This window comes from Nonomuraea sp. MTCD27, from assembly GCF_041950495.1.
In the GTDB taxonomy this organism is placed as follows: Bacteria; Actinomycetota; Actinomycetes; order Streptosporangiales; family Streptosporangiaceae; genus Nonomuraea.
This window is the reverse complement of sequence record NZ_JBGNUW010000017.1, coordinates 206400-222856: the sequence shown is the minus strand read 5'-3', so window position 1 is coordinate 222856 and position 16457 is coordinate 206400. Positions and strand designations below refer to the sequence as shown.

Annotated in this window: 16 protein-coding genes; 5 read left to right on the top strand and 11 right to left on the bottom strand. The window is 71.0% G+C overall.

Annotation, left to right across the window (positions count from 1 at the left end; genetic code table 11):
* Positions 1-33: 33 nt before the first annotated feature.
* Both hemG and hemQ read left to right on the top strand, forming a co-directional pair.
* Positions 34-1437, top strand: coding sequence for a protoporphyrinogen oxidase (hemG, locus tag ACBJ59_RS41400; RefSeq protein ID WP_375115579.1), 1404 nt, complete (start codon positions 34-36; stop codon positions 1435-1437).
* A gap of 5 nt (positions 1438-1442) precedes the next feature.
* Positions 1443-2144, top strand: a complete 702-nt coding sequence (gene hemQ / locus ACBJ59_RS41395; protein WP_375115578.1) for a hydrogen peroxide-dependent heme synthase — start codon at positions 1443-1445, stop codon at positions 2142-2144.
* A 31-nt stretch (positions 2145-2175) separates the two neighbouring features.
* Here the strand turns inward: hemQ and ACBJ59_RS41390 are convergent, their stop codons facing one another.
* Together ACBJ59_RS41390 and ACBJ59_RS41385 are read right to left on the bottom strand one after the other, a co-directional pair.
* Complete coding sequence (locus ACBJ59_RS41390) at positions 2176-2874, bottom strand: NADPH-dependent F420 reductase (protein ID WP_375115577.1); 699 nt, start codon at positions 2872-2874, stop codon at positions 2176-2178.
* A gap of 34 nt (positions 2875-2908) precedes the next feature.
* Positions 2909-3958 carry an LLM class flavin-dependent oxidoreductase gene (locus tag ACBJ59_RS41385; protein ID WP_375115576.1) on the bottom strand — a complete coding sequence of 350 codons (1050 nt, stop codon included), beginning with the start codon at positions 3956-3958 and terminating at the stop codon, positions 2909-2911.
* A 290-nt stretch (positions 3959-4248) separates the two neighbouring features.
* Between ACBJ59_RS41385 and ACBJ59_RS41380 the strand changes: the two genes are divergently transcribed.
* The gene (locus tag ACBJ59_RS41380) at positions 4249-4764 is read left to right on the top strand and encodes a MarR family winged helix-turn-helix transcriptional regulator (RefSeq protein ID WP_375115575.1); all 516 of its coding nucleotides are present in this window, start codon (positions 4249-4251) and stop codon (positions 4762-4764) included.
* A gap of 109 nt (positions 4765-4873) precedes the next feature.
* On the opposite strand, the gene ACBJ59_RS41375 is transcribed toward ACBJ59_RS41380, so the two are convergent.
* The 5 genes from ACBJ59_RS41375 to ACBJ59_RS41355 all read right to left on the bottom strand — a co-directional run bounded on the left by ACBJ59_RS41375 (position 4874) and on the right by ACBJ59_RS41355 (position 11454).
* Positions 4874-6313 carry a sensor histidine kinase gene (locus ACBJ59_RS41375; RefSeq protein WP_375115574.1) on the bottom strand — a complete coding sequence of 480 codons (1440 nt, stop codon included), beginning with the start codon at positions 6311-6313 and terminating at the stop codon, positions 4874-4876.
* Positions 6314-6456: 143 nt separating this feature from the next.
* A complete protein-coding gene (locus ACBJ59_RS41370) occupies positions 6457-7929 on the bottom strand; it encodes a sensor histidine kinase (RefSeq protein WP_375115573.1) in 1473 nt (490 codons plus the stop codon).
* A gap of 306 nt (positions 7930-8235) precedes the next feature.
* The gene (locus tag ACBJ59_RS41365; protein WP_375115572.1) at positions 8236-9372 is read right to left on the bottom strand and encodes an ABC transporter permease; all 1137 of its coding nucleotides are present in this window, start codon (positions 9370-9372) and stop codon (positions 8236-8238) included.
* The gene (locus ACBJ59_RS41360; protein WP_375115571.1) at positions 9369-10514 is read right to left on the bottom strand and encodes an ABC transporter permease; all 1146 of its coding nucleotides are present in this window, start codon (positions 10512-10514) and stop codon (positions 9369-9371) included. Before ACBJ59_RS41360 ends, ACBJ59_RS41365 begins: the two co-directional genes overlap by 4 nt.
* A gap of 1 nt (position 10515) precedes the next feature.
* Entirely contained in the window at positions 10516-11454 is a 939-nt protein-coding gene (locus ACBJ59_RS41355; RefSeq protein ID WP_375115570.1) for an ATP-binding cassette domain-containing protein, read from the bottom strand.
* A gap of 151 nt (positions 11455-11605) precedes the next feature.
* On the opposite strand from ACBJ59_RS41355, the gene ACBJ59_RS41350 reads away from it, so the two are divergent.
* Positions 11606-12451 (top strand): hypothetical protein, encoded by an 846-nt coding sequence (locus tag ACBJ59_RS41350; protein ID WP_375115569.1) that lies wholly within the window; start codon positions 11606-11608, stop codon positions 12449-12451.
* Positions 12452-12634: 183 nt separating this feature from the next.
* Here ACBJ59_RS41350 and msrB read toward each other — a convergent pair whose 3' ends face one another.
* On the bottom strand, positions 12635-13036 hold the full coding sequence (msrB, locus tag ACBJ59_RS41345) for a peptide-methionine (R)-S-oxide reductase MsrB (RefSeq protein ID WP_364114988.1): 402 nt from the start codon (positions 13034-13036) through the stop codon (positions 12635-12637).
* Positions 13037-13349: 313 nt separating this feature from the next.
* Between msrB and ligD the strand changes: the two genes are divergently transcribed.
* Positions 13350-14369 (top strand): non-homologous end-joining DNA ligase, encoded by a 1020-nt coding sequence (gene ligD / locus ACBJ59_RS41340; protein WP_375115568.1) that lies wholly within the window; start codon positions 13350-13352, stop codon positions 14367-14369.
* Between the two features lie 104 nt (positions 14370-14473).
* Here ligD and ACBJ59_RS41335 read toward each other — a convergent pair whose 3' ends face one another.
* From ACBJ59_RS41335 to ACBJ59_RS41325, 3 genes are read right to left on the bottom strand one after another with little or no spacing between them, the layout of a single operon-like run.
* The gene (locus ACBJ59_RS41335; RefSeq protein WP_375115567.1) at positions 14474-14989 is read right to left on the bottom strand and encodes a tryptophan-rich sensory protein; all 516 of its coding nucleotides are present in this window, start codon (positions 14987-14989) and stop codon (positions 14474-14476) included.
* Positions 14989-15477, bottom strand: a complete 489-nt coding sequence (locus tag ACBJ59_RS41330; protein ID WP_375115566.1) for a MarR family winged helix-turn-helix transcriptional regulator — start codon at positions 15475-15477, stop codon at positions 14989-14991. The genes ACBJ59_RS41335 and ACBJ59_RS41330 overlap by 1 nt, the downstream gene beginning before the upstream one ends.
* A gap of 60 nt (positions 15478-15537) precedes the next feature.
* On the bottom strand, positions 15538-16350 hold the full coding sequence (locus ACBJ59_RS41325) for an MBL fold metallo-hydrolase (protein ID WP_375115565.1): 813 nt from the start codon (positions 16348-16350) through the stop codon (positions 15538-15540).
* Positions 16351-16457: the final 107 nt, after the last annotated feature.

Here is a 16457-nt window from a genome sequence, read left to right as displayed (position 1 = left end):
GCCCGACCCGCTGAGGCGGTAGCGTCAGGAGGCGTGGAAGGGAAACGGGCGCACGTGGTCGTCGTCGGCGCGGGGATCTCCGGCCTCGCCGCCGCGTGGTATCTCCGCCAGGGCGCGGGCGAGCGGGTCAAGGTGACGGTCCTCGAGGGCTCGCCGCGCATCGGTGGCAAGCTGTACACCTCGGAGGTCGCCGGGGTGAGCGTCGACGCGGGCGCCGAGGCCATGCTGGCCAGGCGGCCCGAGGGCAAAGACCTGGCCAGGGCGGTCGGGCTCGGCGACGACCTGGTCTTCCCCGGCACCGCGCGCTCGGCCGTCTACACCAGGGGCGCGCTGCGCCACCTGCCGAAGGGGCAGGTCATGGGCGTGCCCTCCGACCTGACCGAGCTGGCGAAGTCGGGGATCATCTCGCCCGGCGGCCTGCTGCGCGTGCCGCTCGACCAGATCCTGCCGCCGACGCTCGTGCGCACCGACGTGTCCGTGGCCGCCTACATCCGCGCCAGGATGGGCGCCGAGATCGTGGACCGGCTGGTCGAGCCGCTGCTCGGCGGCGTCTACGCGGGCCGGGCCGACATGCTGTCGCTGGAGGCCACGATGCCGCGCGTGGCGGCGGTGGCACGCTCCGAGCGCTCGCTGCTGAGCGCGGCCAGGCACCTCGTCGAGGAGACCCCGAAGGACGTCGGGCCGCTCTTCACGGCGCCGAAGAACGGCGTCGGCGGCCTGCCCGAGGCGGTCGCCAAGGCGTCGGGAGCGGACGTCAGGACCGGCGTCACCGTACGCGAGCTGCACCGCACCGAGGCCGGCTGGCGGCTGGTCGCCGGGCCCGTGCCGAAGCCCGAGGTCATCGAGGCGGACGCGGTGATCGTGGCCACGCCCGGGGCCGCCTCCGCCAGGCTGCTCAAGGCCGAGGCGCCCAAGGCGGCGAGCGAGCTGGCCCGGATCCAGTACGCGAGCATGGCCGTCGTCACGCTGGCGTACCCGCTCGACGCCTTCCCCGAGCCGCCGGCCACCAGCGGCTACCTGGTGCCGCCGGTGGAGCGGCGGCCGGTCAAGGCGGTCACGTTCAGCTCGGTGAAGTGGCCCCACCTGACCAAGGAGCTGGTGATCCTGCGCTGCTCGATCGGCCGGCTGGGCGAGGAGCACCTGCTCCAGCGCGAGGACGCCGAGCTGGTCTCGCTGGCCATGGCCGAGATGGCCGACGTGATGGGCGCGCGCGGCCTGCCGGTCGACAGCCGGGTCACCCGCTGGGGCGGAGGGTTGCCGCAGTACAACGTGGGCCACCTCGACCGGGTGGCCAGGGTGCGCGCCGCCGTGGCCGTGCAGCCGGGGCTGGCCGTGTGCGGCGCGGCCTACGACGGCATCGGGATCCCCGCGTGCATCGGCACCGCCCGCACGGCCGCCGCCCGGATTCTGGACCACCTGGCTCTGAGAGGAGAATGAGCAGCATGACAGAGGGCGCAGCGCGGCCGAAGGCCCGCGATCTCAACCAGGTGATCCGTTACACGATGTGGTCGGTCTTCCAGGTGACCGAGCCGTGCCCGGGCAACCGCGACGACCTGGCGGCGGAGGTCCAGGAGCTGCTCGACCAGGCGGCCGGGAAGGACGTCGTGACCAGGGGGGTCTACGACGTCGCCGGTTTCCGGGCCGACGCCGACCTGATGTTCTGGTGGCACGCTCCCACGCCGGAGGACCTCCAGGACGTCTATGCCAGGTTCCGGCGCACCGAGCTGGGGCGGCACACCAGGCCCGTCTGGTCGGCGATGGCGCTGCACCGGCCGGCCGAGTTCAACAAGTCGCACGTCCCGGCCTTCCTCGCCGAGGAGGAGCCGCGGGCCTACGTGAGCGTCTACCCGTTCGTCCGCTCCCTTGAGTGGTATCTGCTGGAGGACTCCGAGCGGCGGGCGATGCTGGCCGAGCACGGCCGGATGGCGCGCGACTATCCCGACGTGCGGGCCAACACCGTGGCCTGCTTCTCGCTCAACGACTACGAGTGGATGCTGGCGTTCGAGGCAGACGAGCTGCACCGGATCGTCGACCTCATGCGTACGCTCCGGGGGGCGCAGGCCCGGCGGCACACCCGGGTGGAGATCCCGTTCTACACCGGGGCCCGCAAGCCCGTTCAGGAGCTGGTCGCCGCCCTGCCGTAGCCTTCGTCCGGCCGCGGCCCGGTGGCGACCCTCACGACAGGGCCCCGCCGCGCGCCTGGAGCACCGCGCGGCCGCGCGGTGACTCTGGGAAGCGGGCGAGCATGGCGCGCAGCTCGGCGGCGTCGACGTTCGCGCCGAACGGCTCGGTGCCCGGCTCCATGCGCACGCCCTCGGCGAGCGGCCCGGCGGTCACCGGGTCGAAGCCGAGCGCGTCCACGATCGAGGCGACGGTCGCCACGTCGCCGGGGTCGTCGCCGGCGACGGCGATCGCGCGGCGGCCGGGGGTGCCCGCGGGCCGGGCGCCGTCCTCGAGGTCGTGGTAGCCCATGTGGTTGAAGGCCTTGACGACCCGGGCCCCGGACAGGAACTCCTGGACGATCTCGCTGGAGGACACACGTGGATCGGTGAGGTCGTCGCGCACGCCGTCGACCTCCCACCAGTAGTTCATCGCGTCGATCACGAGCTTGCCCCGCAGCGCCTCCGCCGGGACGTCGCGGTGCTTGCCGAGCGGCAGGGCGAGCACGGCCACGTCCGCCTGGGCCGCGGCCTCCGCCGCGGTCACCGGGATCGCGCCCGGCGTGACGACCTCGACGATGAGGGCGATCCGCGCGGGGTCGCCGGAGCCCGCGACGAGCACGCGGTAGCCGGCCGCGAGAGCCAGGCGGGCCAGGACGGTGCCGACCTTGCCGGCGCCGAGGATGCCGATGGTACGGACGTCGCCGGTGTTCATGACCGCTCCAGGATGGTGGTGAGCCGCATTCTCGTCACCGGCCTTCCGAGGCCCGGTCGGCGAGCATGTCGCGGACCATCGGGATCACCTTGCCGCCGTACAGCTCGACGGCCTTCAGCCGGGCGCCGGTCGACTGCGGGCCGGCGCTGTAGATGAGGTCGAACCGCCCGACGCCGAGGCGGCGGATCGCGCGCGCCATCTTGCGGGCGACGGTCTCGGGCGCGCCGATGTACAGGGAGCCGTGCTCGATCTCGGCCTCGAACTCGGCGCGGCGTACCGGCGGCCAGCCGCGCAACGCGCCGATCCGGTCGCGGATCAGCTTGAACCCCGGCCAGAACCTCTCCTTGGCCTCCTCGTCGGTGTCCGCGACGAAGCCCGGTGAGTGCATCCCGACGGGGTGCGCCGTCGTGCCGAACTGGTCCGCGGCCCGCCGGTAGAGGTCCATGTGCGGGGCGAACCGGTCAGGGGCGCCGCCGATGATCGCCAGCATGAGCGGCAGCCCATAGCGGGCGGTGCGGACGACCGACTGGGGCGAACCGCCGACGCCGACCCACGTGCTCAGGCGCCCCGACTCGGTCTTGGGGAAGACGTCGGCGTTCTCGAGCGGGGCGCGTACGGTGCCGCTCCAGGTGACGGGCCGCTCGTCGAGCAGCTTGACGAAGAGCTCGATCTTCTCCTCGAACAACACGTCGTAGTCCGCGAGATCGTAGCCGAACAGCGGGAACGACTCCGTGAAGGAGCCGCGTCCGAGGATCACCTCGGCGCGGCCGCGCGAGAGCGCGTCGACGGTCGCGAAGCGCTGGAACACCCGGACCGGGTCGTCCGAGCTCAGCACCGTCACGCCGGAGGCGAGGCGGATGCGGGAGGTGCGCGTCGCGATGCCGGCGAGCACGGTCTCCGGGGTGGAGACCGAATATTCGGGGCGGTGGTGCTCGCCCAGGGCGATCACGTCGACGCCGAGCTCGTCGGCGATCAGCGCCTCGTCGAGGACCTGGCGGATCGCCGCGGCGTGGGAAACGGGGACTCCGGCGTCGTCCTCCGGCACGTCGCCGAAGGTGTCCAGCCCGAAGGTGATGTCGGTCATGGGGGTCTCTTTCGAGGGTGCGTGAGTTGTCGGGTGTCAGGCTCGGACCGGCTCGTCGAATCGGCTCAGCCGCAGGTCGGCGAGGAGCACCGGGGTGGCGTGGCCGCCGGGCTCCCGAACGAGTTGAGCCCCACCTCGAAGCGGGTGGGTTCGATCCTGGCGACGGTCACGATTCCTCCTGTTCCGACCGCGGACGTTGCGTCCCGTCACCCGATCGGAGATGATTGACATGTCAATTATGTTGCGGAAGTCGTTGACATGTCAATTACTCGTGAATGGAGGGGACGGCCGTGACGCAGCGCAGGCGACAGTTGCCGACGAGCGAGGAGCTACGGATCTGGCGGGACTTCATCGAGACCACCGAGTCCCTGCGCGCGGAGCTGGCCGCACGTCTCCAGAGCGAGTCGTCCATGTCGCCGGGCGACTACGCCGTCCTGCTCGCGCTGAGCGACGCGGACGGACGCGGGCTGCGCTCCTCCGAACTCGCCGCGACGATCGGCTGGGAGCGCAGCCGCCTGTCCCACCACCTCGGACGCATGGAACGGCGCGGGCTGGTGCGGCGCGAGAACTGCGCCACGGACAGCCGGGGGGCGGAGATCGTCCTCACCACCGAAGGCGCCGACGCCTTCCGCAAGGCCTCCATCCCGCACCTTCGCGCCATCCGCGAGCTCTTCGTCGACGCGCTGTCCCCCGACCAGATCACCGCGGCCGGCGACCTGGCCGCCACGCTGCGGAGCCGCCTCGACAAGGCGCGCGAACAGCCCAGGGCCCGTCCTCCGCGCGTCGAGGTGAATGAGGACTCATGAGCCGCATGCGGCATTCCCGGACGAGAGTGGCGTCCCGCCTCCCGGGCCGCGGTGGCCACAGCGCAGGTGGTCAACGGGCCCGACGCCGGTGGACACCTCGGCAGGCGTCCTATGCGTCCTGGGCGGCCGATCCTTCGGGGCGGCTCGCCGCCTTCCCGTCCGCGGCCTGCGGCATGGCGGCCAGGGGGAGGCACAGGACGAACCGCGCGCCGGTGAAACTGTCCTCGATCTGGAGAGTGCCGCCGTGCGCCTGGGCGATCTGGCGGGCGATCGGCAGCCCCAGGCCGGTCCCGCCGGCACCTCTGTCGCGGGCGGTGTCCAGGCGGGCGAAGCGCTGGAAGACCAGTTCACGCTTGTCCACGTCGATGCCGGCCCCGTCGTCGAGCACCTCCAGCCGGGCGACGCCATGGGGGAACCGCAAGGTGTTCGGCTTGGCTCCGTGCTCGCGGCACACGCGGACGGTGACGGTGGAGGCGGCGTGCCGCTCGGCGTTGTCGAGGAGGTTGGCGAGCAGGCGGGAGAGCTGCGCCCTGTCGCCGGCCACCACCACGCCGGGCTCCAGGGCGTGGACGTACTCCTTGTGCGTGTCGTGCCGGCTCCTGAACTCTGCGCTCACGAACGCGGCCAGGTCGATCGGCTCGGAGTCCAGGGCCTGCCTCGCCTCCATCTGGGCCATGGTCAACAGGTCGCCCACGATCGCCTCGATCCGGTCCACGCTGCCCAGCACGGTGGTGCCCAGCCTGGACACGGTGGTCTCCTCGGGCGCGTACAGGGCGTCCTCGACCTCGGCGCGGATCGCCGCGATGGGGGTGCGCAGCTCGTGCGAGGCGTTCGAGGTGAAATGGCGCTGCTGGCTCATCGCGGCGTGCAGGCGCGCCAGGGTACGGTTCACGCTGTCGGCCAGGTCGTGGATCTCGTCGCGGCTCGGCGGATGGGGGACCCGCCGGTCCGGGCAGATCTCGCTGATCAGGTCGAGCTCGTTGCGGATGGCGGCCACCGGTTTGAGGGCGGCGGTGACGATCCGGTGGCCAAGGGCGGTGATCGCCGCGGCCATCAGCGCCGCGGCGCCGAGCACGGTCGCGGCCAGCCACGGGGTGACGTAGGGCGGGATCGTGGGACCCGAGCTGTAGACGGTCCAGTCCTGTCCCGCCCGGTAGGCCGACTGCGCGACCACGATGTTGCAGTCGTGGCCGGGCAAGCCCCCGCCGCAGACGATGCGGCTGGACATGGTCCTGCCGTCGGCGGTGAAACCGGCCATCACCGGTTTGCCGCGCAGCCGCGGTGACGCGGCGACGACCGTGCCCGCGGGGTCGACAACCTGGATGTTCCGGTCGGAATGCTCGACCAGGGGGACACTGACGTCGTTGTGCTCCACCTCGTGAGCCACTCGGCCACCGTCCGCGGCGATCTCGCTCATGCGGTCCGCCGTCACGTACCGGTGGATCGCCAGCATCACCGCCGCGCCCAGCATCGCCGACAGCAACACCGCCACCGCGCCGGCGAAAACCGTGATGCGGGTGGTGATCGACCAATCTTGCCGAGCCTTCATGCGCCCAGTCGAGCACACGCGCCGTAGCGGAAGGCCAAACGCACGACTCGATTGACGGCATGATTGACGCCGATACCTCACCTGGACCTTTGATTCACGTCATTTCACCGCAAAGGTGTCGGCCGGGCCTGCCGGGTGTGCTGTCAGTCGCCGGACCGGTCCCCGGCCTCCTGGCCGGCGGGCAGGTCCCGCGCCGGTAGCCGTAGCACGAACCGTGCTCCGACCGGGGAGTCCTCCACGGTGAGGGACCCGCCGTGGGCCAGGGCCGTCTCCCGGCTGATGGCCAGCCCGAGCCCGCTGCCCCCCGGATCCAGGCGCTGCCCCTCCCGCAGCCGGACGAAGGCGTCGAAGACGCGCTCGCGATCCTCGGGCGCGATGCCGGCCCCGTCGTCCTGCACGCTCACCACGGCCTGCCCGGCCACCTCTTCGACGGTGACCTCGATGTGGGACCGGGCGTGCCGTCGCGCGTTGGCCAGCAGATTGGTCAGCACCCGGCCCAGTTGCACCCGCGAGCACAGCACGGTCGGGCGGGCGGTCACCTGCAGCCGGATCCGGGTGCCGCCGGAGGGCAGACCGGCCACCTCTTCCTCCACCAGGTCGGCGAGGTCGAGCGGCTGGTACGCCGTGGGGCAGGCGTTCTTGACCCGCGTGTAGGCCAGCAGATCGTCGATGATCGCCTCAAGGCGTTCCGTGCTGCGCAGTGTACGCTGCAGGGCCGCGCGCGTGTCCACCTCGTCCGGATACAGCAGCGCCTCCTCCAGCTGGATGTGCTGCGCGGCGACCGGGGACCTCAGCTCGTGGGAGGCCAGGGAGGCGAACCGGCGCTGCGCCTTCACCGCCTTCTCCAGCCGATCGAGGTAGATGTTCGAGGTATGGGCGAACTCGGCGATCTCGTCGTTGCCCGGCGGCGTCGGCACCCGCAGGCTCAGGTCCGTCTCCGCGGCCTCGCGCATCTTCGTGCTGATCGCCCGCACCGGCTGCAGGGTCCGGCCCACCACCACCCAGGTGCTCCAGGCTGCCGTCGCGGAGGCGAACAGGATCGCGGTCGTGATGCCGGCCTCCAGATAGTGCATGGCCAGGGCGGGAGGCTCTTCCGCACCGGCGTAGATGTAGTGCGGCTGGCTGTTGAAGAGCAGGCGGGCGGCGCCGGCGTCGAACCGCAGGGCCGTGACCAGAATGCAACCGCCCCTGGCCCACGAGGGGCACATCGTGACGTCCTGCAGCCGGTCACCGGGGGGAGGGTGGACCATGGTCAGCGGCGGCTTGTCCGCCGCGGCCGGGTTGGCCGCCACCACCCGCCCCCGGGAGTCGACGAGCTGGAGGTATCTGGCGCGGATGCTCGGCCTGGGCGGCGGGATGTAGCCGGGCCGCATCTCGCTGGTCCAGTCGACGATGGCCAGGCGCAGGTCCTCGGCGATCTCCTCCGCCACGCTGGTGCGGATCTTGAGGGAGATGAGAGCACCGACCGCCGTGAGGACCATCAGGAACAGCGCTCCCACGGCGAGGGCGTAGCGCACCCGGATGGAGCGCGGGTACGACCGGCGCTGCCTGATGGCCTTCGGCCACATGCTGCCCTCCTTCTCCGCGACCCGCAGCACGTCGAGATCTGCCTGCATGGCCTGTCGGAAGAGCGATGCCCCGGGGTGAGAATCAGAGAGTGGTTCTGGAGCCGATGGTCTGCCGCCTGCTGCGAGCTCAAGCTGCGGATCGGTGACCGCCAAGGGGTGGCGGTCGATCATGTGGTCAAGGTGGTCGTGGCCGGCGTTGTGCACCCCCACGAAGGCCATACGGTCACGGTATCCGCCGGTTTCCAGTTACATGCGAATATTTGTCCTAATATGACCGGTTTTGCAGGTGGCCATGGCAGTCACCAGGCCATTCACGGGAGCTTCCGTGGTGAGGTCGTGGGCCGGGTACAACGCCTAGCGGGTCAGGGCGGCGCGCAGGCGCCAGGTGCCCAGGGCGAAGAAGGCCGCGGCGAAGCAGGCCAGGACGCCGAGCTGCGGCAGGATGTCGGTGATCGTGCCGTTCCTGCGCAGCAGCTCGGCGAAGCCGTCCAGAGCCCACGCGTGCGGGGTGACGTGCGCGACCTGCCGCATCGTGTCGGGGAAGAAGTCGATGGGCACCATGGCGCCGCCGATCGCGCCCAGGCCCAGGCCGAGCAGCAGGCCGAGGGAGACCGCCTGCTGCTCTGTACGCAGCGCGGCGCCGAGGAACATCGCCGCCCCGCCGCCCACCAGCGAGAACGCCAGCAGCAATGCGCCCGCGCCGAGCGGGTCGCCCCATCGCACGCCGAACAGCAGCCCCGATCCGAGCATGATGATCAGCCCCTGCGTCAGCGCCACCGCCACCCGTCCGGCCGCCTCGCCCAGCAGGATCGTGCCGCTCGACACCGGCGTGGCGTACATCCTGCGCGACAGCCCGAACCGCCGGGTCTCGATCAGCGCCGCCGCGCCGGTCAGCGAGGTGAGGAACGTGAACAGCAGGAGCTGCGAGGTCGCGGCGATGTCGAAGCTGGAGACGTTCTGCGGTACGGCGGCGTTGCCGGTCGTGGTGAACGAGACGGTGATGCCGGGCACGCTGACGAGCTCCGCCCGGCGCGCGAGCTCCTCGTAGGAGCCCTCGCGTACGTACGCCGCGGCCCTGGCGGGCATCGTGGCCTCGGACACCACGGACCTGACGGCGGTGCCGAGCTGCAGCGCGTCGGGGTCGTCGCGGCTCACGAAGCGCAGTTTGACCGGGGTGTAGGAGGCCAGGGCGCGGTCGTAGCCCGCGGGGATGAGCAGCGCCGCGGCGAGCCGCCCGCGCTCCACCCCGTCGCGGGCCTCGGCCTCGCTGCCGACCCGGACCACCTCCATCCGCCCCGTCGCCTCCAGGGCCGCCACCAGCCTGGCGGCCTCCAGGGTCGGCACGTCGGTGACGCCCAGCCGCGGGGTGAAGCCGGAGCCGAACGACAGGCCGAACACCATGATCAGCACGATCGGGAAGATGATCACGAAGAAGAAGTTGCTCCGGTCGCGGAAGAGCCGGATCAGGTTGACCCAGGCGATCGCCGTCATGGCCGCAACATCCTTCCCGCCCGCAGCAGCGCGATCCCGGTCGTGACGGCGGCGAAGCCCAGCAGCGCCAGCGTCGGCACGGCGGCCAGGACCGGTGGGTTCGCCCCGTGCAGGTCGGCCAGCCCCTCCAGGAACCAGCGGTGCGGGGTGATCATGCTCAGCACCGCGAACGCGCCGCCCATCTGCTGGACCGGGATGAACACGCCGCCCAGCACGCCGAGCAGCACCGCGACCACCGCCTGGACGTTCCCGGCCTGCTCGGCGGTGGTGGCCACGGTCGCCACCAGGGCCATCACCCCGGTGGCCGCCAGCACGCCCGCCACCACGAGCACCCCCACGCCGAGAGGCTCGCCCCACTGCGCGCCCAGCAGCAGGGTGGAGGCTACGACGAGCACCGCCATGCTCACCACGCCGACCACGATCCCGCCCAGCAGCTTGCCGAGGACGATCGTGTAGCGGGAGACGGGCGCGGCCAGCAGCCTGGCCAGCGTGCCGTCACGGCGCTCGTCCAGGATCGAGCTGAAGCCGAACTGCACGGTGAAGAACAGGAAGAACACCGCCATCCCGGCCGAGAAGCTCTCGGCCAGCGACAGCTGCCGCCGCTCCGCCGCGAGGTCCTCGACGGTGACCGGTACGGGCACCCGCAGGGCCTCCTCGGGCGTGCCGCCGCCCTTGGTCGCCAGCGCCACCCGCACATATCGGACGTCGGCCACGAACGACTCGGCCACCGAGCGGGCCACGAAGGAGCTGATCGCCGCGTCCGCGTCCCCGATCAGCCGCATGGAGGTGGCGTGCCCGCCCAGAACGGCCTGGCTGAAGCCGCCGGGGATGACGTACGCGGCGTCCGCCTCGCCCCGTTCGAGCAGGGCCAGCGCCTCCTGCTCGGTGCCGACCGTCCTGAGCCGGATGACGCCCTCCCGCTCCAGCGTGCCGAGCACCTGCCCGGTGAAGGCCGTCGCGATCTGTCCCCGGTCCTGGTCGGCCACCGCGAACGTGGGCGCCTCCTGGGTGTCGATGCCCTTGAAGACCAGGCTGAAGATGGCCGCCAGCCCGAACGGCACCACGATCGCCAGCAGGAACACCGACTTGTCCCGGACCCGCTGGCGCAGGTCCTTGGCGGTGATGAGCCACATCGCGCGCATGTCAGTCCCGTAGCGCCTTGCCGGTGAGGTGCAGGAAGACCGACTCGAGGTTCGGCTCGTGCACCTCCACCGTGCGTACGACCACGCCCGCCTCGGTGGCCGTCGCCAGGATCCGGGGCAGCGCCGCGCGCGCGTCCTCCACCATCACCTCGACGTGCCCCTCATGGCTGCTGGTCTTGCGCACCTCGGGCAGCGCCTCGAGCTCCGGTACGGCCTGACCGCCGTCGGTCGTCAGCGAGACGCGGTCCAGCTCGCCCACCAGGCCGACCAGCTCCCTCCGGGTGCCCTCGGCCCTGATCAGACCCAGGTCGATGATGCCGATGCGGTCGCAGAGGCGTTCGGCCTCCTCCATGTAGTGCGTGGTGTAGAGGATGGCGACGCCCTCGCCGGCCAGGGCGGAGACGCTCTCCAGGATCGCGTTGCGGCTCTGCGGGTCGACGCCGACGGTGGGCTCGTCGAGGATCAGCAGGGGAGGGCGGTGCAGGAGGCCCACGCCGATGTTGAGCCGGCGTTTCATGCCGCCCGAATACTCCTTGACCGGATCCTTGGCCCGGTCGGTCAGGCCGATGACGTCGAGTACCGCGTCGATCCGGGTGCGGGCCTCGGCGCGGCCCAGGCCGTACAGGCGGGCGAAGAAGCGCAGGTTCTCGCGGGCGCTGAGGTCGGGGTAGAGGGCCAGGTCCTGGGGGACGTAGCCGATCTGCTTCTTGCCCCACGTGCTGGTGGTGCCGTGGGGGCGGCCCGAGATGAGCACGTCGCCGCCGTCGCGGTCGAGGATGCCGGCGATCATCGAGATCGTCGTGGTCTTTCCCGCGCCGTTGGGGCCGAGGAGGCCGTAGGTTTCGCCGGCTTCGATGGTGAAGCTGACGTCGTCGACCGCCACGAGGTCGCCGAACGTCTTTCGTAAATTCTGACATTTCAGGATCTCGTCCTGGGCCACCCTCGCAGTGTGCTGGTCCGGATCAAGGAAGAGCAAGACCTAAGTGGGCGATCCACTGAATTGATCTATCCCCTTTGTCACAATCAGGGGAAATCTCTTGTTCGTTGGGCGTTCGCGGGGTGGCACGTTCCAAGGGCGACGGGAGGACGGGGTGGGAGAGACCGGAAGGCGACGGCGTCCGGCCGGCCGCCATGCGGCGGGCCGGTCCCGGCGCGCGCGGCGCCGTGGGGCGCGGGGCCGGCTGGTGGCGGGGGTGCTGGCGCTGACGGGCGGGGCCGTCGTGCTGCTCGGCGTGAACGGCTGGCCCTTCGGGGCGTCGGCGGGCTCCGGCGCCGCCCGCCAGCCCGGCACCGTGCAGGAGCGCGGGCCGGCCGAGCCGGACGCCGGTTCGCGCGGGTCGGGCGCGCAGCCCGGGAAGGGTACGGGGAAGCCTGGGGCGGCCACCGGGGCCGGCGCCGAGGTGACCACCGGGGTCGAGACCAGGGAACTGCAGAGGTCCGAGTCACCGAGACCGGCGGCCGCTCCGGAGGAAGCGGGCGCCGCGGAGCCGGGGATGGTGGCGGGCACCACGGCCCCGTCCACGGCCCTGTCCACGGCGCCGTCCACGGCGGCGGAGGACGTGCTGGCGGACGGCCCCGCCCCCGGGGACGGCGACGACTACCGGGCCGACGGCCCCTCCCGGCATACGGATCAGCAGGCGGCGGAGTATTTCCGTACGCAATGGGGCCCGGACGACAAGGCGCTGAAGCGCCTCAAAGACATCCGCACAGTCGGCGGATATTTGCGCATTTATACGGATTTGCCGGACAGTGCGGATAATTCGCTCACCGCCGTCACGCTCTGCGAGCGCGGCCTGGCCTACCTCCACAGCAGGGGAGTGCCGAATCCGGTGGTGTTCGTGCACTCCAAGTTCGGGGGGAACGGGAACCCGGTGCTGGCCAACATCCTCGGCCCCGGTGATCGCAGCTGCCGCGTCACCCATCCCGCCCCGAACTGATCCGGCCATCGAGGCAGACTCCGGGTCACCGGACCCGGACCCGCGTCCTCGAGCACACTTCGCACCGTTGGGTTACGACGCGCCCGATGGTCTCGATTGTCACCCATCGATGGCGAAGGTGTACAAAGCGCACGCGGCACTCGTACCCGTAGGACACGATCGATACGCCGCGTCGCCGCGTGATCACCCCATGGGTTCGAGCCGCAGTGACACCGAGTTGATGCAGTAACGATCGTCGGTCGGCGTCGCGTACCCCTCGCCGTGGAACACGTGCCCGAGGTGCGAGTCGCACCGGGCGCAGCGCACCTCGGTGCGCACCATCCCGTGGCTGTGATCCTCGATCAGCTTCACCGCGTCTGAATCTGACGGTTCGAAGAAGCTCGGCCAGCCGCAGTGCGACTCGAACTTCGTGTCCGATCGGAACAACTCGGCCCCGCAGGCGCGGCACGAGTAGACCCCCTCGGCCTTGGTGTCGACGTACTCCCCCGTGAACGGGCGCTCGGTCCCGGCCTCCCTGAGGACGTGGAACTCCTCGGGCGACAGCTGGGCCCGCCATTCGGCCTCGCTCTTGACCACCTTGTCCATGCGTTCAGAATACGAGATCAGGCAAAAAGAGATCTTCGCAGGGGGAAGCATCCGTTCTGGGGCGAATTCGCGTCTTTGTAGGCATGGGGGTGTCATCGCCTCCTGCCAAGGGGTGAGATCATCCGCAGATCCCGCCGAGCGGCACAGCCCACGCCCGTGCTGGCGCCGCTGGGGATCGCGACGGCCGGCCGGGTGGCGCGCCAGCGCCCGGAACGGCGACGGATGGTCTGGCGGCCCGTCCCGTCGAGCCCCCGGTCCCGCCACCGAGGCGGCTCCGGGACGGGCCCACCCCGCTTGGAGTAGGTTCGAGTGCATGGCATCGCCGTACATAGAGCTCGAGGTGGGGGAGAGGACCGTCAAGGTCACCAATCCCGACAAGGTCTACTTTCCTGGGATCGGGGCTACCAAGCGGGAACTGGTCGAATACTACGTGAGCGTCGGCGAGGGGGCCCTGCGGGCGCTCAAGGACCGGCCGACCAACATCAAGCGCCACCCCGACGGCGTGCAGACCGAGGCGATCTACCAGAAGCGGATGCCGCCCCGGCACCCCGACTGGCTCGAGTCCGTCACCGTCACCTTCCCCAGCGGCCGTACGGCGCAGTCCCTGCGCGTCACCGAGGTGGCGGCCATCGCCTACTGCGCCAACCTCGGCACCATCGACTTCCACCCCTGGCAGGTGCGGGCGGCCGACGTCGAGCACCCCGACGAGCTGCGCGTCGACCTCGACCCGCAGCCCGGCCTGGAGTTCGACACCGCGCGCCGGGCCGCGTTCCTGACCAGGGACGTGCTCGGCGAGCTGGGCATGACCGGCTTCGTGAAGACCTCGGGCAACCGCGGCGTGCACATCGCCGTGCGCATCGAGCCGCGCTGGGACTTCATCCAAGTACGCCACGCCGGCATCGCCCTGGCCAGGGCCGTCGAGGAGCGCGATCCCGGCCTGGTCACCACGGCCTGGTGGAAGGAGGAGCGCGGGGACCGGGTGTTCATCGACTTCAACCAGAACGCCAGGGACCGCACGGTCGCCAGCGCGTACTCGATCAGGGCCCGGCCCGAGGCGCCCGTCTCGACCCCGCTGACCTGGGACGAGCTGGAGGACGCCGACCCGCGCGACTTCGACATCCGCACGGTGCCCGCCCGCTTCGCGAAGGTGGGCGACGTGCACGCCGCCATCGACGACCGGGCCTACTCGATCGAGCCGCTCCTGGAGCTGTACGCCGAGGACGGCCGGGGCGACATGCCCTATCCGCCCAACTACCCGAAGATGCCCGGCGAGCCCAAGCGGGTCCAGCCGAGTAAGGCCAGGGCCGTGACGACGGAAGACGGGTCAAGCTGAGCCGGCGATGCGCACGGTCCTGACCCGGTTCCGGGGTCGCGCCGATTCGCCCGCATCCGACGCGGGCGGGAGGCGTCTGGCGGATCGGTCGGACCGCTGGAGTGTCATGCGGGGAAGGCTCCGACGATGGCCGCGATCTTGACGGCCAGGGTGATCGGCATCCAGATCAGCCAGGGCAGCAGCCAGCGGGCCGCGGCGGGTGAGTAGCGCGAGAACACCACCACCGTGGCAACGGCGAGCAGCAGGCCGGTGGCATCGGTGACGGCGATGGAGCGCAGGCCGTCGGCCAGCCAGAAGAGGTTGGTCTGCAGGTAGCCGGCGATCAGCACGGTCAGGGGTACGGTGACGTCGCTTCCGCGGGGTGCCCGGCGCCAGAGCTGCCATGCCGCGAGCCCCATGCCGGTCTTGATCACGAGCCAGACCACGATGAAGACCCACACGGGTATGGGGATCCTGGTCATCCCCAGATCGGTGGCGACGCCGGGGTTGAGCGTGAAGGCGAGTGCGCCCGGGATCTGCCCGACCAGCACGGGCACGAGGACGAAGAGGAGCCCGACCGGCCAGAAACGCGAGCGGGCTGAGGCGATCTCGGGGTGGTGGGCGTTGGTCGAGGCGTTCATCAGGGTTCCCTCCGGCTGCCGGCCGGCGCGCCGCCGGCGAGCTTGGCGAGCAGAGCGTGCAGGGTCTGCCGCTCCTGGGGCGTCAGCGGGCCGAAGAACTCGCCCGAGATGCGTTCGCTGACCTGCTCGGCATGCCGGATCTTCCGCACGCCGGCCGGCAGGAGGTGCACCTCCACCGCACGCCGGTCGCGCGGGTGGGGGCGCCGCTCCGCCAGGCCCATGGCCTCCAGCTCGTTGACCAGGGTGACCATCACGGGCTTGAACACGCTCAGCCGTTCGCTGAGCCGTGACTGGACCAGCGGGCCGCTCTGGAGTTGCGTCAGGACGCCGAGGTGGAGCGCCTTGAGCCCCATCTCGGACAGCGCCTCCTCATACTGCTCACCGGCTCTGGCCGCCACCCACGACAGCAGGAAGCCGGTTGAGCGCGCCAGTTCGCTGGGAGGCCCTTCGGTCTCGTCGACCTCAGACGCAATATCGTTATTTTTCATAACGTTATTGAGTTTAACTATATTCGAGGCGCAGCGTCAACGTCGGGGCCTGCGGCGGTCTCAGCGGCGGACGAGGTGGTGCGGGGCGAGCTCGCGCGTCTCGCCCTTCTCCAGGTAGACGACCCGGTCGGCCAGCCCCGCCTGCTCGATGTGGTGGCGGAAGTCGTCCAGGGGTGAGCTGAAGACGGTGTAGTCGTCGAAGTGCACCGGTACGACCGCGTGCGGGTTGATCAGGTCCACCCACGCGGCGCCCTGCTCGCCGTCCATGGTCACCAGGAGGGTGCCGAGCAGCCTGGTGCCGCCCAGGTGCACGATGGCCAGGTCGATGTCGGGGAAGCGGCGCGGGATCGAGTCCAGGCGGCGGTCGAGCAGCGTGTCACCGCTGATGTGCATGCACAGCTCGACCCGCTCGTCCTGGTTGCAGAACTCCAGCATCGTGCCGATCACGGGCGGCAGCAGCGCCTCCGCCGGGCCGGGGGCGTGCTTGGCGGGCAGGGCGGTGATTCGGACGGTGCCGCCCGGGCCGTGCAGCTCGTGCTGGTGCCACTCCTCCAGGCCCACGCTCTGGCGGAAACCGCGGCGGCGCAGCCGGCGGGCCGCCGTCGTGGTCGTGATGACCGGCGTGTCCCTGTCCAGGCCCCTGCGCGTCACCCGGTCCCAGTGGTCACCGTGCATGTGGGACAGCACCACCGCGTCCAGCGGCGGCAGGTCCTCCATCTCCACGGCCGGGTCGGTGAGGCGGCGCGAGGTCAGGCCGTACCCCAGGTACGCCCGCTGCCCGCGGTGCAGGAAGTTGGGATCCGTCAGCAGCGTGAAGCCGTTGTAGCGGATCAGCGTGGTCGCGTTCCCGATGAACTGCAGGCTTCCCTTCACTTCGGCTCACCTCGGATGCGCCGACCGCGGCAATTTGGGTCGTTGCGAATTAATCATGGCTTTTGTCCCCCTTTGCGGGGAATCCTCTACCACGGCAGGCCGTCGCC